The sequence below is a fragment of the Herbidospora daliensis genome, assembly GCF_001570585.1.
In the GTDB taxonomy this organism is placed as follows: Bacteria; Actinomycetota; Actinomycetes; order Streptosporangiales; family Streptosporangiaceae; genus Herbidospora; species Herbidospora daliensis.
This window is the reverse complement of the sequence record NZ_BBXF01000003.1, coordinates 862,914-883,399: the sequence shown is the minus strand read 5'-3', so window position 1 is coordinate 883,399 and position 20,486 is coordinate 862,914. Positions and strand designations below refer to the sequence as shown.

General features: G+C 73.8%; 2 protein-coding genes. Both read right to left on the bottom strand.

Annotated features, from left to right (window positions below):
* Positions 1–34 precede the first annotated feature (34 nt).
* Positions 35–232: an MbtH family protein gene (locus tag AW274_RS19060; RefSeq protein ID WP_062433921.1), complete on the bottom strand. Its 198-nt coding sequence runs from the start codon at positions 230–232 to the stop codon at positions 35–37.
* Complete coding sequence (locus AW274_RS19055) at positions 229–20,421, bottom strand: non-ribosomal peptide synthetase (RefSeq protein ID WP_083974476.1); 20,193 nt, start codon at positions 20,419–20,421, stop codon at positions 229–231. Before AW274_RS19055 ends, AW274_RS19060 begins: the two co-directional genes overlap by 4 nt.
* Positions 20,422–20,486 lie beyond the last annotated feature (65 nt).

The window sequence follows — 20,486 nt, the reverse complement described above, 5'->3', positions numbered from 1 at the left end:
AGCCGGGCTCACCGGAGCCCGGCTTCTCGTCGTCCTAGCGCAGGCTCTTGGGGCGCATGTCCGTCCAGGTCGCCTCGATGTGGTCCAGGCACGCCTGCCGCGCCCCCGGCCCGAAGCTCACCGTCCAGCCCGCGGGCACGTCGGCGAACTCGGGCCACAGGCTGTGCTGGCCCTCCTCGTTCACCAGGACGACGTAGATCCCGTCGGGGTTCTCGAACGGGTTGCTGCTCATGCGGGGGTTCCCTTCTCTAGCGCGTCGCGCCACTTGTCGGCCAGGTCGGGCGCCCCGGGGGCGCGCGTCCAGGTCGCGGTGAACACGCCGTCCATGGTGACGGCGTCGATGGTGTACGGGTGGGTCAGGGGGGCGTCGGGGTGGTCGGGGGTCTCCTCGGCGGCGGGGTCGACGGTCCAGTCGCCCTCCTCCGGCGACGAGCGGCCGAGGTAGTTCAGCAGGACCTCCGGTTCGCCGTCGCCGTGGACGGTGACGCGGGTGAACCAGCCGACCGTACGCGACAGGTCGCGGTCCCCGTCGCGGCCGTGGCCCTCGACCTCGATCGTGACGTCGCGGCCGAAGACCTGCCGCAGGGTCGCGACCAGATGCGCGTCGGTGACGTCGAAGGCCGGGACCTCGGTGACCGAGGTGACCGCGTCGCGGACCAAACCGTGGACGCCGGTCTCCGGCAGGTCGTCGCCGGCCGTCGCCCACTGGCGGAACTGCACCGGGACCGGGGCCGGCTCCCGGCCGCGCCAGGCCGCCGCGAGGTCGTCGAGGATGACGCCCCACGAGACGGCGTCCACCGCCAGGTGGTGGATGGACAGGCGGACGCGGTCGCCGAGCCAGTCGACGGCGACCATCCGGCCGGCGCGCGGATCGAGGTCGCCGATCTCGAACGCGCCGATGTGGAGGCCGTCGTCGGCGAGGCGGGAGCGGAGCATCGGGTGGTGGTCGGCCACCTTCCCCAACAGCTCCTCGAACCGGTCATGAGTCAGCCCGGCCGGGACGCGGATCACGGCCGACTGGCAGAACGACTCCATGTGCGGCCGCCGGACCAGGCGGCGCATGATCGGGGTCAGCGGGATCGCCAGCCGCCCGGCCACCCGGGCCAGCGCCTCGGCGGTGCGGGACTCGAAGATCTGGCGGGCGGTGACCGTCCAGCCCTCGGCGCGGGCGCGGGCGATGACGCGCATCGCCACCAGGCTGTCGCCGCCGAAGGCGAAGAAGTCGTCCTCGACGCCGAGGCCGGGCACCTCCAGCACCTCGGCGAACACCGCCAGCAGGGCCCGTTCGGCGTCGCCGGCGGCGGGGCGGCTCTCCGACGGCGCGAGCTTCGGAGCGGGCAGCGCGGCCCGGTCGAGCTTGCCGTTGGGCAGCACCGGCAGGGCGTCGAGGTGCACGAACGCGCTGGGCACCATGTAGTCGGGCAGTTCCCGGGCGGTCCGCTCGCGCAGGTCGCCGGCCGCGCCGACGACGTAGGCGACCAGCCGACCGCCGGCGACCTGGACCGTCGCCTGCGTCGCCCAGCGGGTCAGCACCGCCTCGATCTCGCCGGGTTCGACCCGGTGGCCGCGGACCTTGACCTGGTCGTCGGCGCGGCCCTGGTAGTCGAGGCGGCCGTCGGCGGTCCAGCGGGCCAGGTCGCCGGTGCGGTACATGCGCTCCCCTGCCGCGAACGGGTCGGCGACGAAACGTTCGGCCGTCAGGCCGGGGCGGTTCAGGTAGCCGCGCGCCAGGCCCGCGCCCGCCAGGTAGAGCTCGCCGGTGACGCCGGGGGCGACCGGCCGCAGGCCCGCGTCCAGGACATAAGCCCTGGTGTTGGCCACGGGGCGGCCGACCAGCGGGGTCGCGCTGTCCGCCGTGTGGGCCACGAGGGCGTCGACCGTGGCCTCGGTGGGGCCGTAGAGGTTGACGCCGTTCCGCATCCGGGTCCACAACGCGTCGGTGACGGCCTCGCCGCCGACGCCGACGAGCGCGAGCGGGCCGTCGTCGACCAGGCCCGGCATCTGGGCCAGGAACGACGGGGTGACCTCGATGAAGTCGAGCGCGTGGGCGCGCACGAACCGCTCCAGCAGGACCGGGTCGCGGCGCGTCTCGTCGTCGGCGACATGGAGGGTGTGGCCGTCGACCAGCCACAGTTGCGGCTGCCACGACGCGTCGAAGGAGAACGACCAGGCGTGGCCGACCCGCAGGTGACGGCGGCCGGTGGACGCCTTCACGCGGTCGTAGAGGTCGGCGCGGTGGTTGTGGAACAGGTTCGCGAGCGAGGCGTGGGTGACCACGACGCCCTTCGGGCGGCCGGTCGAGCCGGAGGTGTAGATGACGTAGGCGGGGTGGCCCGGGTCGTACACCTCGGGGAGGTCGCCCGAGCCGTCGAGGCCCCGCAGCGACTCCAGGACCAGCACCGGCGCGGCGTCGGCGAGCATGTCGGCGACGCGGGCCCCGGGCAGCGCCGGGTCGATCGGCAGGTACGCCGCCCCCGACCGCAGCACCGCCATGATCGCGATGACGTGGTCGGCGGTGCGCGGCAGCGCCAGGGCCACGATCTTCTCCGGGCCCGCTCCCCTGCTGACGAGAGCCCGGGCGACGGCGTCGACCGAGGAGGCCAGTTCGGCGAACGTCCACGACCGGCCGTCGGCGACCAGCGCCACCTCCGAAGGGGTCGCCGCCGCCTGGGCCGCGAACAACTCGGGCACGGTCCCGCCGGTCTCCAGCGCCGTGCCGGTGCCCTGGCCGAGCAACCACGCGCGTTCCCCCGGGGCGAGGCCGTCGAGGGCGCCCACGAGCGGGTCGTCGGCGACCTGCCTCAGGATCGCCACGAGCGCGTCGGCGACGCGTTCGGCCCGTGCCCGGTCGCCGTGGAACTCGGCCGTCAGCACCAGCTCGTCGCCGGGCTCGACCGCCCAGGTCAGCGGGTAGTGCGTGGCGTCGTGGTGGGCGATCGGGGTGAACCGGTCGTGGCCGCCGCCGGGGTAGGACTCGAAGACCATCAGGGTGTCGAACAACTCGCCGGTCCCGGCGGCCCGCTGGATGCCGGCCAGGCCGAGGTGCTGGTGTTCGATCAGCGCCGCCTGCCGGTCCTGGAGGCGCGTCAGGTACGCCGTCATCCGCTCCCCCTCGCGCGGGGTGGCCCGCACGGGCACGGTCGTGATGAACAGGCCGACCATCGCCTCCGAGCCCGGCATGTCGCGGCCCGAGACGGTCGCGCCGAACACGACGTCGTCGCGGCCGGTGAGGCGGGCCAGCAGCAGGCCCCACGCGCCCTGCGCGACCGTGTTGAGCGTCAGGCCGTTCGACCGGGCGTAGGCGGCGAGCCTGCCGGTCTCCGCGGCAGACAGCCGGACCTCGTGGAGCAGCGGCGACGCCGGGCGGTGGCCGCCCCGGCCGAGCAGGGTCGGCTCGGCGCCGTCGAGTTCCCCGGCCCACGCGCGGACCGCGGCGCCGGCGTCCTGGCGGGCCAGCCATTCGAGGTGGTCGCGGAACGGCGGGGCCACCGGGTGCGGGCGGCCTTCGTAGAGGGCGGTGAACTCGGCCATCAGGGCGGGCAGCGACCAGCCGTCGAGGAGGACGTGCTGGTGGGTGAGCACGAGGCGGTTCCCGGCCAGCATCAGGCGCAGCAGCGGCGGCCGGCCGACGGGGAAGCCGGCGCGTTCGCGGGCGAGCTCGGCGTCGAGGTCGGCCGGGGCGACCTCCCGCCAGGGCAGCTCCGCCTTCGCCGGGATCACCGCGACCGGGCGGCCCGACGACAGGTGGCCGAAGCCGGCGCGCAGGTTCTCGTGCCGGTCGAGCAGGGCCTGCCCGGCCGCCCGGAGCCGCGCGGGGTCCACGTCGCCGTCGATCTCGTAGACGACCTGGACGGTGTAGACGTCCTCGTCGTCGTAGGAGGCGTGGAACAGCAGCCCGGCCTGGAGCGGGGTCACCGGCAGGATCGGGTCGGCGAACTCGGCGAGCTCAGCGGGGGTGAAGAAGGCGACCGACCGTTCGTCGGCGGACGCCTCGGAGGTGACGGCCGCGAGGCCGCGTACCGAACGGAACCGGAAGACGTCGCGCGGGGTCAGCTGGAGGCCCGCCGCCCTGGCCCGGCTGACCAGGCGCATCGCGACGATGCTGTCGCCGCCGAGGGCGAAGAAGTCGTCCTCGGCGCCGACCCGGTCGAGGCCGAGCACGTCGGCGAACACCCCGGCGAGCGTCTCCTCGCGCGGGGTCGCGGGACGGGCGTCGCCCGCCTCGAACGCGGGCGCGGGCAGCGCGTTGCGGTCGAGCTTGCCGCTGCTGGTCAGCGGCAGCGCGTCGAGCCAGACGACGGCGGCGGGCACCATGTACTCGGGCAGGGTGCGGCCCAGGTCGAGCTCGCGCGGCTCGCCGACGACGTAGGCGACCAGGCGGTCGTCGCGGGCCACCACGACGTTGGTCCCGCCGATGGCGGCCTCGATCTCGCCGAGCTCGATCCGGAAGCCGCGGATCTTGACCTGGTGGTCGGTGCGTCCCAGGTAGGAGAGGGTGCCGTCGCGGTTCCAGCGGGCCAGGTCGCCGGTACGGTACATGCGCTCCCCCGCCGCGAACGGGTCGGCCACAAAGCGTTCGGCGGTCAGGCCGGGCCGGTCGAGGTAGCCGCGCGCGAGCTGCACGCCCGCCAGGTAGAGCTCCCCGGCGACGCCGGGCGGGACCGGCCGCAGCCACCGGTCGAGCACGTAGGCGCGGGTGTTCCAGACCGGGCGGCCGATGGTGACGTCGTCGCCGGTCACCTCGACGGCCGTGACGTCGACCGACGCCTCGGTGGGCCCGTAGAGGTTGTGCAGCTCGGCGTCCACCCGCTCGTGGAACCGCGCGGCCAGGTCGGCCGGCAGCGCCTCGCCCGAGCAGAGCACCCGCGTGAGACCGCGCACCTCGACGTCGAGGAAGGCGCGCAACATCGACGGCACGAAGTGGACCGTCGTCACGCCCTCCCGCTCGATGAGGCCGGCCAGGTAGGCGGGGTCGCGGTGGCCGTCGGGCCGGGCCACGACGAGCGCGGCCCCGGTGATGAGCGGCCAGAAGAACTCCCAGACCGACACGTCGAAGCTCGCGGGGGTCTTCTGCAGGACGCGGTCCTCGGCGGTCAGCCCGTATTCGGCCTGCATCCACCGGAGGCGGTTGGCGATGCCCTCGTGCGGGACGACGACGCCCTTCGGGCGGCCGGTCGAGCCGGAGGTGTAGATCACGTAGGCCGGGCTGCGGCCGTCGTGGCTCACCGGCAGGTCCCCGTGCGGGCCGGTCGGCAGCGCACCGTCGACGACGGCGACCGGCCGGGCCTCGGCCAGCATGAACGCCTTCCGGTCGGCGGGCAGGTCGGGGTCGAGCGGCAGGTAGGCCGCGCCGGCGCGGTGGACGGCGTACAGGGCGACGACCAGCTCGACCGAGCGCGGGAGCGCCACGGCGACGGTCGTCTCGGGGCCCGCGCCGAGCCCGGCCAGCACCCGGGCGGTCTCCTCGACGCGGGCGTCGAACTCGGCGTAGGTGAGCCGGGTGTCTTCGAAGACCAGCGCGAGCGCGTCGGGGGTGCGGCGGACCTGCTCGCGGAACAGCTCGGGCAGGGTCGCCGCCGGGAGCTCGACGCTCGTGAAGGCCGGGGGCTCCTCGAGGTGGACGTCGAGGTCGCGTACCCGGACCGAGGGGTCGGCGGCCACCTGGCGCAGCAGCCGCACGAGGCGGGCGGCGAGCAGGTCGGCGCTCTCCTGGTCGAACAGGTCGGCGCTGTACTCGATCCACCCCTCGACGCCGCCGTCGTGCTCGATGAAGTCGACGCTCAGGTCGAACTTGGCGGTGTCCTGGCCGGTCTCCAGCTCGGTGACGGTGAGCCCGTCGAAGGCGGGCGGGGCGGCCCGGCCGGTCAGGTAGACGACCATGACCTGGAACAGCGGGTGCCGGGCCAGCGACCTCGGCGGGTCGAGCACCTCGACGAGCCGCTCGAACGGCACGTCCTGGTGCTCGTAGGCGGCCAGCGCGGTGCCCCTGACCCGGCCGAGCAGCTCGGCGAAGGTCGGGTCGCCGCTGACGTCGGTCCGCAGCACCAGCGTGTTGACGAAGAACCCGACGAGGTCTTCGAGGCTCTCGTCGGCGCGGCCGGAGATCGGCGTGCCGAGGGGGATGTCCTCGCCCGCGCCGAGCCGGTTGAGCAGGGCGGCGACGGCGGCCTGGGTCAGCATGAACATGCTGACGCCGTGGGCCCGCGCGACCTCGCGGAGGCCGGCGAACAGGTCGGCGTCGAGGGCGAAGCCGGCCAGGCCGCCCCGGAACGAGCTCTCCGCCGGGCGCGGCCGGTCGGCCGGGAGGGTCAGCTCGTCGGGCAGGTCCCGCAGCGTCTCCTCCCAGTGGGCGGTGTCGCCCTCGGGGGCCCAGAGGGTGTAGTCGGCGTACTGGACGGGGAGCGGGGTCTGCTCGGGGGCCCGCCCGCGCAGCCGGGCGTTGTAGGCGGCGGCCAGGTCGCGCCGCAGCGGCGCGTCCGACCACTCGTCGGTGGCGATGTGGTGGACGACCAGCGTCAGCACCCCGCCGTCGAGGTGCGCCCTGATGGGGATCTCCCGGTCGAGCGCGAACCCGGAGGTCACCGGGCCCTCGATCAGCGGCACGGTGACGTTCTGGAGCACGAGCTGGTGAGGCTCGCCGTCGCGCTCGGGGAAGACGGTGCGCAGCGCCTCGTGCCGTTCGGCGAGGTCGTCCAGCGCCCGCCGGAGCGCCTCGACGTCGAGCGCGCCCTCCAGCCGCCACGCCGTGGCGATCTCGTACGCGCCGGCGTCGCCGATGCGGTCGAGCAGCCACATGCGGCGCTGGGCGTAGGAGAGCGGGACGAACTCGGGCCGGTCGACCGGGACGGGGCCCCGGCGCACGGCCTCGCCCAGCATCCCGGCGAGCCGGGCCGGGGTCGGCGCGTCGAAGACCGCCCGGAGCGAGACCTCGGCCCCGAGCACCGCCCTGATCCGGCTGACCAGGCGCATGCCGAGCAGCGAGTGGCCGCCGAAGGCGAAGAAGTCGTCGTCGGGGCCGACCTCGGTGCCGAGCACGTCGGCGAAGACCGCGCACAGCACCTCCTCGCGGGCGTCGCGGGGACGGCGCGAGGCGGACACCCTGCGCTCGGGGGCCGGGAGCGCCCGGCGGTCGAGCTTCCCGGCGACCGACCTCGGCAGCGTGTCCATGGGCACGAACGCGGCCGGGACCATGTGGTCGGGCACCTGCGCCGCGACGTGGGCGCGCAGCTCGTCCTCGCTCGCGGTGGCGACGACGTAGGCGACGAGCGTCTCCTCGCGCACGATCACCGCCGCCTGGGCGACGGCCGGGTGGCCGCGCAGCACGGCCTCGATCTCGCCGAGCTCGATCCGGAAGCCGCGCAGCTTCACCTGGTCGTCGGCGCGGCCGAGGAACTCGAGCGTGCCGTCGGGGCGGAACCGGGCCAGGTCGCCGGTACGGTACATGCGCTCCCCCGCCGCGAACGGGTCGGCGGTGAAGCGTTCGGCCGTCAGGCCGGGCCGGTTGAGGTAGCCGCGCGCCAGCCCCGGGCCGGCCAGGTAGAGCTCGCCGGGCACGTTGGCGGGCTGGGGGCGCAGGCGGGCGTCCAGGACGTACACACGGATGCCGGCGACCGGGGCGGCCCAGCCGTCGTGCCAGCCGTAGGCGTCGACCGCGCACTCGGTCGGGCCGTAGAGGTCGTGGACGACGACCTCCGGAAGGCCCTTGAGCCGCTCCCACAACTCGGGCGGGGTGGCCTCGCCGCCGACCGACAGCACCTTGGGCGCGTAGCCGTCGAGGAACCCGTGGTGCATGAGTTCCCGCAGGTAGGTCGGGGTGAGGTCGACGTAGTCGAGGCGTTCGCGCTCGATCAGGGCGAGCAGGGCGGCCGGGTCGGTCATGGTCTGCTCGTCGGCGACGTACAGCGGGTGGCCGGCCAGCAGCCACAGCAGCGGCTCCCACGAGCCGTCGAAGCTGAACGACGCGGCGTGCAGCGCCCTGGCGGGCTCGGCGGTGATCAGGTTGCCGGCGTGGCTGGCGAACAGGTTGGCCAGGCCCCGGTGGGTGCCGACCACGCCCTTGGGCGTGCCGGTCGACCCGGAGGTGTAGATGACGTACGCCGCGCTGTCGGGTTCGACGTCGGCGACGGGCGCCTCCCCGGTCACGTCGTCGAGCGAGGCCAGCACGCAGACGGGCCGGGTGTCGGCGATCATGTACGCCAGCCGGTCGGCCGGATACCCCCGGTCGATCGGCAGGTACGCCGCCCCCGAGGCCAGCACGCCCAGGATCGCCGGCACCATCTCGGCCCGGGAGACCGCGAGGCCGACGACCTTCTCCGGCCCCGCGCCCTTGGCGATGACGTGCGCCGCCACCGCGCGGGCCGTGGCGGCCAGCTCGGCGAAGGTGTACACGCGGTCGGCGGTGACCAGTGCGGGGTGGGAGGGCCGGGTCGCCGCCAACTCTTCGAGGATCGACGGGATCGACCGGAACGGCAGGAGCGGGGCCTCGTCCCGGACCGGGGCGTCGAGCAGCACCGGCAGCTCACTGACGCGGGTGTCGAGCCGCAGCCCGCCGAGGAGCTTCAGCGCGCGGGCCGCGAGGTCGGCGGCGGTGCGCTCGGTGAAGCGGCCCTCGGCGTACTCCAGGAGGAGGGTCATGCGGGGGCCGTCGACGAAGGTGAAGTCGAGGTCGAACTTGGCCGTCTCGATCCGGGTGTCGATCCACTCGGTCTCCAGGCCGAGCACGTCGGGGTCGCCGCCGGGCCGGTGGTGGTAGCCCATCATGACCTGGAACAGCGGGTTCCGGCCGGGCACCCGCGGCGGGTTGAGGTCCTCGACGAGCCGCTCGAACGGCAGGTCCTGGTGCTCGAAGGCGGCCAGGTCGGCCTCCTTCACCCGGTCGAGCAGCTCCCCGAACGTCGGGTCGCCCGACAGGTCGGCCCGCAGCACGAGGGTGTTCACGAAGAACCCGACGAGGTCGTCGAGCCCTTCGTCGGTACGGCCCGCGATCGGCGCCCCGATCGGGACGTCGTCGCCCGCGCCCATCCGGTGCAGCAGCGCGGCGACGGCCGCCTGGAGCACCATGAAGACGCTGGTCCCGGTGGCGGCGGCGAGCTCCCTGAGGGCGTCGGCGTCCGGGACGTCCACGCTGACCAGGCCCGACGCGCCGCCCGGGACCCTCGGGCCGTCGTACGGGAGCATGATCTCGTCGGGCAGGTCGTCGAGCCGGTCGCGCCAGAAGGCGAGCTGACGGTCGCCGTCGTGGGCCAGCAGGCGGTCCTGCCAGAGGGTGTAGTCGGCGTACTGGACCCGCAGCGGCTCCCACGTGGGGGCGCGGCCTTCGCGCCTGGCCTGGTAAGCCTCGCCGAGGTCGCGGAGGAACGGGCGGTCGGACCACTCGTCGGTGGCGATGTGGTGCAGGATCATCGCCACCAGGTGCTCGCCGGGCGCGGTCTCCCGCACGGAGACCCTGATGGGCGGCTCGGCGGCCAGGTCGAACGGCCCCCGGTCGTCGGCGTCGCTCACCCGGACCGTCAGGTCGGTGACGACCTGGTAGGGCTCGCCGTCGATCTCCTCGATGACGGTGCGCAGCACCTCGTGCCGCCGCACCACGTCGTTCACGGCCTGCTCGAAGGCGGCCCGGTCGAACGCGCCGCGCACCTTCACGACCAGCGGGAAGTGGTAGGCGTCGCCGCCCGACAGGCGCTCGGCCAGCCACAGACGGCGCTGCGCGGCCGACGCGGGCACCCGCGCGGGCCTCGGCCGCACGGTCAGCGCGGGGCGGGCCGGCGCGCTGCCGGCCACGCGTTCGGCCAGCAGCGCCGGGGTCGGGGCCTCGAACAGGTCCCTGATGGCGAGTTCCGCGCCGAGTTCGGCACGGGCCCGGCTGACCACCCGGGTGGCCAGCAGCGAGTGGCCGCCGAGCTCGAAGAACGCGTCCTCGGCGGTGATCTCGGAAAGGCCCAGCACCTCCGCGAAGATGCGGCAGAGGGTCTCCTCGACGGGGGTGCGCGGGGCGCGGCCTCCCCCGCTCGCGACCGGTTCGGGCGAGGGCAGGGCGGTGAGGTCGAGCTTGCCGTTGTCGTTCATCGGCAACGCCGGCAGCACCACGAACGCGCCCGGCACCATGTAGTCGGGCAGCTCCCGCTTGACGTCCTCCCGCACGGCCGCGACCAGCGCGCTCGCGCGGCGGGCGTCGCCGGGGTCGTTGGCGAGGGGCACTCCCCCGGTCGGGAGGTAGACCCCGCTCAGCGCGCGCGGAACCGACGGCAGGAACACCGCGTCGAAGCGGCCGGGCTCCCGCGACCAGGTGGTGACGGCCGGGCCGAAGGTGTGCAGGAATTCGGCCTCGACGCCATCGGGGGTGAGGCGGCCGTCGGGGATGCCGGTGACGCGGACCGGCTCGCCGTGGAACCCGGTGAAGTCGGACCAGGCGATCGCGGGAACGTCGTGCACCGAGATCTCGGGATCCGAGGCGTGCAGCACCACGTCGTAGCGGTACCTGCTGAGCTCGTTGTGCAGGTGGCCGCGTTTGGTCCGCAGGTCGACCGGGTGGCCGAGCGTCGTGAAGTAGTCGGGGTCGACCAGCAGCTCCTTCTCCAGGGCGAGGCTGCGGTCGGCGTCGCCGCCCTTCACCGCCTGGATGGCCTCGTGGAAGTGCCGGTTCAGCCGCAGGTTGCGGACGTCGCCGACGAACAGCGCGCCGCCCGGCTTGAGCAGCGCCATCGCGCCCTGGATGACCTCGGTCAGGTGGTCGAGGCTCGGGAAGTACTGAATGACGGAGTTGACGACGATGGTGTCGAAGAAGCCGCGCGGCAGGCCGTCGGTGACGTTCGCCGCCTGGTGCCGCAGCGTGACCTTCGCGGCCAGCGCGGGGTCGCGCTTCAGGTCTTCGCCGATCTTGCGGATGACCGGGGCGGCGAAGTCGGTCGCCCAGTAGCTCTCGGCCTCGGGGGCCAGCTTCGAGAGCAGCAGGCCGGAGCCGACGCCGATCTCCAGCACGTTCCTGGGGTTCAGCGAGCGGATGCGGTCGACCGTCGCCTCGCGCCATTCGCGCATGTGCTCCAGCGGGATCGGGGTGCCGTCGTATGAGCTGTCCCAGCCCGCGAAGTCCTCGGTCCAGACGGCGGTGCCGATCTCCTCGTACTCGTCGGAGTAGATCTCCTGCCACTCGCCGATCTGGGCGTTCTCGGCGGCCCTCTTCTCGGCGTCCCGCTCGGGGGCGGGCACGAGGTAGGCCACCAGGCGGTCGTCGCGGACGACCACGGCGGCCTGGGCCACCTGCGGCAGCCGGGTCAGGGCGCTCTCCACCTCGCCCGGTTCGATGCGGTAGCCACGGATCTTCACCTGGTCGTCGGTGCGGCCGAGGAAGTCGATGTTGCCGTCGGGACGCCGCCGCACCAGGTCGCCGGTGCGGTACATGCGCTCGCCGGGCAGCCCGAACGGGTCGGCGACGAACCGTTCGGCGGTCAGGCCGGGACGGCGCAGGTAGCCGCGGGCCAGCCCGATGCCGGAGATGTACAGCTCACCCGCGACGCCCTCGGGCACCGGCCGCAACCAGCCGTCGAGGATGTGCGCCCGGGTGCCCCTGATGGGGGTGCCGACGGTCGGGGTGGCGCTGTCGTGGGTGCCGCCGCCGAGCGTGTTGATGGTGTACTCGGTCGGGCCGTAGAGGTTGTAGCCGTAGGTGCCCTCGGTGTCGCGCAGCACCGACCACACGTGGTCGGAGACCGCCTCGCCGCCGAGCAGCACCAGCGGCGGCCGGTGCCCCTCCAGCAGCCCCTCGTCGATCAGCACGTGGGCGTAGGTGGGGGTGACGTTGACGACGTCGATCCTGTTCGCCTCGCAGTACGCGACCAGCGCGAGCGCGTCGCGGCGCAGCTCCTCGTCGCAGACGTGCACCTCGTGGCCCTCGACCAGCCACAAGAGCTCCTCCCACGACATGTCGAACGCGAACGACACCGTGTGCGCGATGCGCAGCCGCCGGCCGCCCGCCGAGGCGACGGCCGGGTCGAAGATCTCGCTCTGGTGGTTGAGCTGCATGTTCGTCAGGCCCCGGTAGGGCGTCACGACGCCCTTCGGGCGGCCCGTCGACCCGGAGGTGTAGATGACGTAGGCGGGGTGGTCGAGGCTGAAGGAGACCTCGACCGGGTCGGCCGCGTGGTCGTCGAGCCGGTCGAGGTGGACCCTGGGCGTGCCGGTCGTGATGCGGGCCGACACCTCGGGCGTGGTGACCAGGACGGCCGGACGGGCGTCGTCGAGCATGGCCGCCAGGCGGTCGTCGGGGTGGTCGAGCTCCAGCGGCAGGTAGGCCGCGCCGGTTCTGAGCACGGCGAACAGCGCCGCGACCATGTCGATCGACCGGGGCAGGCCGAGGGCCACGACGGCCTCGGGCGCGGCCCCGTGGGCGATCAGCAGGCGGGCGATGCGGTTGATCTTCGCGTCGAGCTCGGCGTAGGTGACGGTGACGTCGCCGAAGACCAGCGCGGTGGCGTCGGGGGTGCGCTCCGCCTGCCGGGCCAGCAGGTCGGCGACCGTGTCAGTCGGCTCGTCGACGCGGTTCTCGCCCGGGTCGGCGAGCTCGGCGGGGAGCGAGCGGTCGAGGCGGCCCGTGGGGGCCGTGACGTCGTCGGCCAGCCGGGTGACGATGCGGGCGAACCGGTCGAGGAGGTCGGCGGCGTACCGCTCGGTGACCAGGTCGGGGCGGTAGGCCAGGGTGACCCGGGTGGGGTCGCCCGGGGTGACGATCAGGTTGACCGGGTAGTGCGTGGCGTCGACGTTGGCGACCGCGGTCGCGCCGTAGCGGTCGCGCAGGTCGGCGAGGCGTTCGCGGGTGTCGCCGTCGCGCATGACGAACAGCGTGTCGAACAGCCTGCGGTGGCCCGTCTCGGCCTGGACGACGCCGAGGCCGAGCCACTCGTGCGGCATCAGCGCGAGGCGTTCGTCCTGCACCCGGCGCAGCAGCGCGCCGACCGGCTCGGCCGGGTCGAAGGCGATGCGGGCCGGGACGGTGTTCAGGAACAGGCCGATGACGGTCTCGACGTCGGGCACCTCCGAGGGGCGTCCGGCGACGGTGGTGCCGAACACGACGTCGTCGCGCCCGGTCACGCTGGCGAGGGTGAGTCCCCAGGCCGTGGTGAACAGCGTGTTCAGGGTGAGGCCCTGGTTGCGGGCGACGTCGCGCAGGCTGCCGGGCAGGTCGCGGTCGAGCTGCTCGGGGATGACCGGGTCGTGGTCGCCGGGGGCGAGCAGGGTCGGCTCGTCGAGCCCCTTCAGCGCCTCCCGCCAGGCGGCGGTCGCGACGGCGGTGTCCTGGGCGTCGAGCCAGGTGAGGTAGTCGCGGTAGCCGCCGGCGCCGAGGGGGGCGTCGAGGTCGGCGTACAGGGAGAAGAGCCGGTCGAGGAAGAGCCACGCCGACCAGCCGTCCCACAGGAGCAGGTGGCGGCCGATGACGAGGCGGTCGCGGTCGGGCAGGCGGATCAGCAGCACGTGGAACAGGATCGGCCGGTCGAGGTCGAACCGCTTCAGGCGCTCGGCCCGCATGAGCTCGTCGAGGTCCTCGGGGTCGTCGTGGACCTCCAGCGGGATCTCGTAGTCGGTGGCGATGAACTGCACCGGCTGGCGCAGCCCGTCGCTGGTGAACCCGGCCCGCAGGCCCGGAGTGGCCTCCAGCAGCGCCCCGATCGCGGCTCTCAACCGGTCGGGGTCGAGCCGCCGGTCGAGGTCGAAGGTCTCGTGGACGGTGTAGACGTCGAGCTCGCCCGCGTCGAAGTTCGAGTGGAAGAACAGCCCCTCCTGGAGGGGCGCGAGCGGCCAGACCTCCAGGTCGCCGAGCTTGGCCCGCTCCTCCTCGGTGAGCCGGAACTCCGACACGGCCGCCGCCGTGCCGGTCACGGCCCCGGCCGTGGCGGCGAGCGCGGCCGGGGTGCGGTGCACGAACACGTCACGCGGGCTGACGGCCAGCCCCGCCGCGCGGGCCCGGCTGGAGACGCCGATCGAGCTGATGCTGTCGCCGCCGAGCAGGAAGAAGTCGTCGTCGGCGCCGACGTCGCCGAGCTTCAGCACCTCGGCGAAGATCGCCGTCAGCAGCTCCTCACGGGGGTTCCCCGCCGCGCGGGCCGCCGCCCGCCGCGCTTCGGGCGCGGGCAGCGCGTCGCGGTCGAGCTTGCCGCTGGGGGTCAGGGGAAGGGCGTCCATGATCAGGTACGCCCCGGGCGTCATCGCGGCCGGAAGCCGCTCGGTGACGGCGCGGCGGACCTCGTCCTCGGTGACGTCGCCCACGACGTAGGCGACCAGCGTGTTCGACCGGATGGTGACCGCAGCGCGGGTGACGCCGTCGACGGCGGCGAGCGCGGCCTCGACCTCCCCGAGCTCGATGCGGTTGCCCCGGAGCTTGACCTGCCGGTCGGTGCGGCCGAGATAGTCGATGGTGCCGTCGGGCCGCCGGGCGACGAGGTCGCCGGTGCGGTACATGCGCCGGCCGGCCTCGAACGGGTCGGCGACGAACCTTTCGGCGGTCAGCCCGGGGCGTGCGTGGTAGCCGATGGCGAGCTGGACGCCGGTCAGGTAGAGCTCACCGGGCACCCCGTCGGGAACCGGCCGCAGGCACGTGTCGAGGACGCGGAGCCCGGTGTTCCAGACGGGCTTGCCGATCGGGACGGTGAGATCCTTCTGGTCGGTCGTGTACGGGTGGAAGGTGACGTCGACGGCGGCTTCGGTGGGGCCGTAAAGGTTGTGCAGGGGGACGTGGGTGAGGTCGGTCCAGCGGCGGGCCGCCTGGCCGGGGAGGGCCTCGCCGGAGGAGAAGACGCGGCGCAGCGGCCTCGCCCATTCGGGGTCGGCGGTGATCTCCGGGGCGGCGAGGAACGCCTCCAGCATCGACGGCACGAAGTGCATCGTGGTGACCCGCTCGGCGGCGATGAGGGCGGCGAGGTAGGCGGGGTCGTGGTGACCGTCGGGCTTGGCGAAGACGACGGCCGCGCCCTCGCAGAGCGCCCAGAAGAACTCCCAGACGGAGACGTCGAAACTGGCGGGGGTCTTCTGCAGAATCCTGTCGTCGGCGCGGAGCGGATAGGCGGCCTGCATCCATTGGAGGCGGTTGACGATGGCCGCGTGGGAGACGACGGCCCCCTTGGGACGGCCGGTCGAGCCGGAGGTGTAGATCAGGTACGCGGGATCACCGGGCCGCGCTCCGGCGGTGTCAGGCAGGGCGTCGTGCGCCGTGTGCAGGTCAGACTCACGGGTCGGGTCCAGGACACCGCCGCCCGCCACCTGCAGATCAGCATCGCGCTCGGGACCCGGGACAAGGTCGGCGGCCTTCCGCAAATCAGCGTCGACTGCCGGGTGTGGGTCAGCGTCGTGGGACTGGGTCGGGCGGCTTTCGCCGCCCGACATTTCGACATTTAGTTCCCGGCCGCGGATCACCGTCGTCGCCCCGCTGTCGGCGAGCATGTACACGATCCGGTCGGCCGGATAGCCCGTGTCGATCGGCAGGTAGGCCGCGCCCGACTTCACGACCGCCAGGAGCGCGATCATCAGCTGCTCCGAACGCGGCACCGCCACCGCGACGACGTCGCCGCGCCCGGCGTGCAGCCGGGCCGCGAGTTCGGTCGCGCGGGCGTCGAGTTCGGCGTAGGTGAGACGGGTGTCCTCGTACACGACCGCGAGCGCGTGCGGAGTGAGGGCGGTCTGGGCCGCGATGCGTTCCGCCAAGGTCGTCGGCGTGATCGCGACGGTTTCGCCCTGCTGGGGGCGGACGTCCTCGGCCAGGTCGACGCGGGCGACCCGCTGGCCGGGGTCGGTGGCGACGGCGGTGAGCAGGCGGGCCAGCCGGTCGGCGATCCCCTCCGCGGCGGCGCGCGGGACCCGGCCGTCGTGGAACTTCAGCCGCAGGTCGAGGCGGCGGCCCGGCTTGACGATCAGCGCGAGCGGATAGTGCACGGTGTCGTGGAACTCCGCGCCCGCGATCCGCAGCCCGCCGGCCGACAGACCGCTGCTGGACGGGTAGTTCTCGAACACGACCAGGGTGTCGAACAGCTCCCCGCCGCCCGCGCGCCCGGCGGCCCGCTGGACGGCGGCCAGGCCGAGGTGCTGGTGGTCGAGCAGGGCGGCCTGGTCGTTCTGGAGCGTGGTCAGCAGGTCGGCGAGCGTCGCCGACGGGCTCCACCGGAACCGGGTCGGCAGCGTGTTGATGAACAGGCCGACCATGTGCTCGATCCCGGCCACCTCGGCGTCGCGGCCGGAGACGGTGGTGCCGAACACGACGTCGTCGCGCCCGAGGGTGCGGCCGAGGAGGAGCCCCCAGGCCCCCTGGACGACCGTGCTCAGCGTCACGCCGAGCTGGCGGGCCCGCGCGGCGAGCCGTTCGGTGACGTCCTCGGCGAGCTCGACCCGCACGTGCGCCGGGACCACCGGTCCGGGCGGCGCGTCGATCATGCGGGTCGGCTCGTCGAACCCGGCCAGGGCGTGCGCCCAGGCCGCCCGCGCGCCCTCGCCGTCGCGCCCGGCGAGGCCGCGCAGGAACTCTCTGTACGGGGTGACCTCCGGCAGCACCTCATCGGCGTAGAGCGCGAGCAGCTCGCGGTGCAGCACCGGCAGCGACCACCCGTCGGCGACGATGTGGTGGAACGTGAGCACCAGCCTCCGGCCGCCGATCAGCGCGCACCGCAGCAGCGGCGCGTCGGCCAGGTCGAACGGCCGGGCCCGCTCCTCGGCGGTGACGTCATGCGTGGCCTCCCGCCACGGCAGCACCGCTTCACGCCGGATCACCTGCACCGGACGGCCGTCGGCGCCCGGCCGGAAGCAGGCCCGCAGCGGCGCGTGCCGGGCGAGCAGCCGCTCCGCCGCCCGGCGCAGCCGCTCGGGGTCGACGTCGCCGTCGAGCTCGACGACCTGCTGCACGACGTAGGCGTCGTGGTCGTCGGCGAGCGAGTGGAAGTAGAAGCCCTCCTGGAGGGGGCTGAGCGGCAGCAGCTCCTCGACGTCGAGCCCGGTGACGTCGGCTCCCTCGGGCACCTCCAGCGTCGTGGTCTTCTCGGCCTGGACGTCGGCCACGACGCCGGCCAGCGCGGCGACCGTGCGGTGCCGGAAGACGTCGCGGGAGGTCAGCCGCAACCCGGCGGCACGGGCGCCGGCGAGCACCCGGATGGCGGTGATGCTGTCGCCGCCCAGCGCGAAGAAGTCGTCGTCGATCGTCACACCGGACACCCCGAGCGCCTCGGCAAACAACCCGCAGAGCAGTTCTTCCCGGGGGTCGCGAGGGGCGCGTCCAGAGCTGAGCGCGGCGTAGTCGGGCGCGGGCAGCGCGGCGGCGTCGATCTTGCCACTGGCGGTGACGGGCAACCGGTCGAGCGGCGTGAACGCGGCCGGGACCATGTAGTCGGGCAGCCATTCGGCCGCGTGCGCCCGCAGGATCCGCATGAGCGCCTGCACGTCCCGGAAGGACGCGGGCCGGTTGGCGAGCGGGAACCCACCGGAAGACCGGTAGACCGGCGAGCCACCCGCCACCTGGAGGTCGGTGAGGGTGTCGCTGCCGGTCGGCGGCCGGGTGAAGAGCGCTTCCAGGGAGCCGTCGTCCGCCTGGGCGTCCCAGGTGATCGCGACCTGGAGACCCTGCGCCTCGGCGAGGGTGTGCAGGTCTTCGGGGTCGACGCCGTCGGCGGCTGCTGGGCGGCTGGTGTCGTCGATGGCGTACAGGGCGGTGAGGTCGGTGGTCAGGCGGGCGTTGGGGATGCCGGTTACGCGCAGGCCGTCCGCCAGGGTGAGGTCCGGGCCCGTCCAGCGGATGGTTCGCTGGGCGGCCGGCTCGGCGACGCCCACCCGGAGGACCACGTCATAGCGGTAGCGCGTGAGTTCGTTGTGGAAGCGGCCGCGCTTGACCCGGATGTCCGCCGTGAAGCCGTCGAGCTGAGCGAAGAAGTCGGGGTCGAGGAGGAGTTCGCCCTCCCATGCCACCGACCGGTCCGTCGCCGCGCGGATCGCCTGTTTGTCGTCGGGGTTGCGGCGCGTCTCCACGGCGGCGCGCAGGGTGCGCAGGAGCCGCAGGTTGCGGACGTCGCCGACGAACACCGCCCCGCCGGGGGCCAGCAGCGTCGCCGCGCCGCGGATCACCCGCTCCAGGTAGGCAGCGTCGGGGAAGTACTGCGCCACCGAGTTCACCACGACGACGTCGAAGTAACCCGAAGGTAGACCGGTCACGTCGTCGGCGGGCTGAGCGCGCAAATGCACCTTGCCGGCCAGCGCCGGGTCGAGCCGGTCCCCCAGCGCCCGGATCGCCTCCTCGGACAGGTCCGTCGCCCAGTAGACGTCGGCCGTCGGCGCGATCCGGTCGAGGATCAGGCCGCTGCCCGCGCCGATCTCCAGGACCCGCTTCGGAGCAAGGGAGGCGATGCGCTCGACGGTCGCCTCGCGCCATTCGCGCATCTCCTCCAGGGGGATCGGGAGGCCGTCGTACATGCTGTTCCAGCCCGCGAAGCCGTCGCCGGCCGAGGCGGAGTAGAGCAGTTCGTGCAGGTCCTTCCACTCCTCGACGCTGGCCCCCTCGTCGAGCGACGGCACCACGTAGGCCGCCAGGCGGCGGTCGCCGGGGCGGTCCTCGCGGACCACGACGGCGGCCTGCTCGACGGCCGGGTGGGCGCGCAGCACCGACTCGATCTCGCCGGGTTCGATGCGGAAGCCGCGGATCTTGACCTGGGAGTCGACCCGGCCGAGGAACTCCAGGCGGCCGTCGGAGCGCCATCTGACCAGGTCGCCGGTGCGGTAGAGGCGCTCCCCCGGGCCGCCGAACGGGTCGGCGACGAAACGTTCGGCGGTCAGCGCGGGGCGGCCGAGGTAGCCGCGGGCCAGGCCCTCGCCCGCCAGGTAGAGCTCGCCGGGGACGCCCGCCGGGACCGGCTTCAGGCGGTCGTCCAAGACGTAGGCGCGGGTGCCCGGGTCGGGCACGCCGATCGGCACGATCGAGCCGGGGGCGATGTCCGGGTCGCAGAGGCCGAGCGTGGAGTTGGTGGTCGCCTCGGTCGGGCCGTAGGCGTTGAACATCATCCGGCCGCGCGCGTAGCGGCCGACCAGTTCGGGCGAGACGCGCTCGGTGCCGGCGAGCAGCGTCGCCGGGGGCAGGACCACGTCGGCGGGCATCGCGTCGAGCAGCGCGGGCGGCAGGATCATGAAGGTGATGTCGTTGGCGTGCGCGTAGTCGGCCAGCGGGCGTCCGGGCACCCGGCGTTCCGACGGCACCACGACCAGGCGGCCGCCCGAGAGCAGGCCGAGGCACAGGTCCCAGAACGCGACGTCGAACGACGGCGAGGCGAACTGCAGCACCCGGCTGTGCGGCCCGATGCCGAACCGCTCGACCTGGGTGGCGACCAGCTTGGCGACCCCGGCGTGCGACAACACGACGCCCTTGGGCTTGCCGGTGGAGCCGGAGGTGTAGATGACGTAGGCGGCGTGGTCCACCCGCAGATCGGTCACCGGGTCGGTGGCCGGCCTGTTCTCCAGCTCCTGTACGACCTCCGCCGCGTCGAGCACCAGGCTGCCCGGTTCGGCGGTCTCGGTGGTGGTCACCATGCAGACCGGCTTGGCGTCCTGGAGCATGTAGGCGACCCGGTCGGGCGGGTAGTCGGTGTCGACCGGCAGGTAGGCGGCGCCCGACTTGAGCACCGCGACCTCGGCGACGATCAGGTCGAGCGACCTCGGCACCGCGAGCGCGACGACCGTCTCGGGGCCCGCGCCGCGGGCGATCAGCGCGTGCGCGATGCGGTTGGCGCGCGCGTTCAGCTGGGCGTAGGTGAGCGACTCGTCCTCGAAGACCAGCGCGACCTCGTCGGGGCGGGCGGCGACCTGGTCGGCGAACATGGCGGGCCACGTGCGCAGTGGCACGGCGTGCGTGGTCGGGTTCCAGCCGTCGAGGATGCGCGCCTTCTCGCCGGCGGGGAGGAGGTCGAGGTCGGCGACCGGGGTCTCGGGGCGGGCGAGCGCGTCGGCGAGCAGGGTGGCGAGGTGGGCGGGGTCGCCGGGGCCGTCGAAGACGACGCCGCCGTCGTCGAAGGTCACCGTGAGGGCGACGTCCGTCGGCCACGGGCCCACCGCGACGGCGACCTCGGGGAGGTCCTCCGGGCGGCCGTGGGCGCGGGCCTCCTCCAGGGCGGCGGTGACGCTGCGTACAAGATCGGTGAAGGGGGTGGCCCCCGTGACGGTCAGGCGGAGCGGGAGGGTGTCGTACCCGATCAGTAAGTCGGTGGCGGCGCCGTAGCGGTGCAGCAGGGCCGCGACGGCGGCCAGCCCCGTCGCCTCCGGGACGGCGGGCGACGACTCCCGGGCGTGCCGGGGTCCGGGCGGGAGAGCCGTGTCCACCGGGAGAGCGAGCCGCTGAGGAAGAGGGGTCAGGCGCTGGCGCCAGAAAGCCGCCGACTGATCGATAGCGGACACGAAAGACCGAGCCTCCCAAACCATAAACGCTACTACCAAGGTAAGCATTACCTAAGTTCTCGGGAAAGGCTACCTAAACCCGGGCGCTA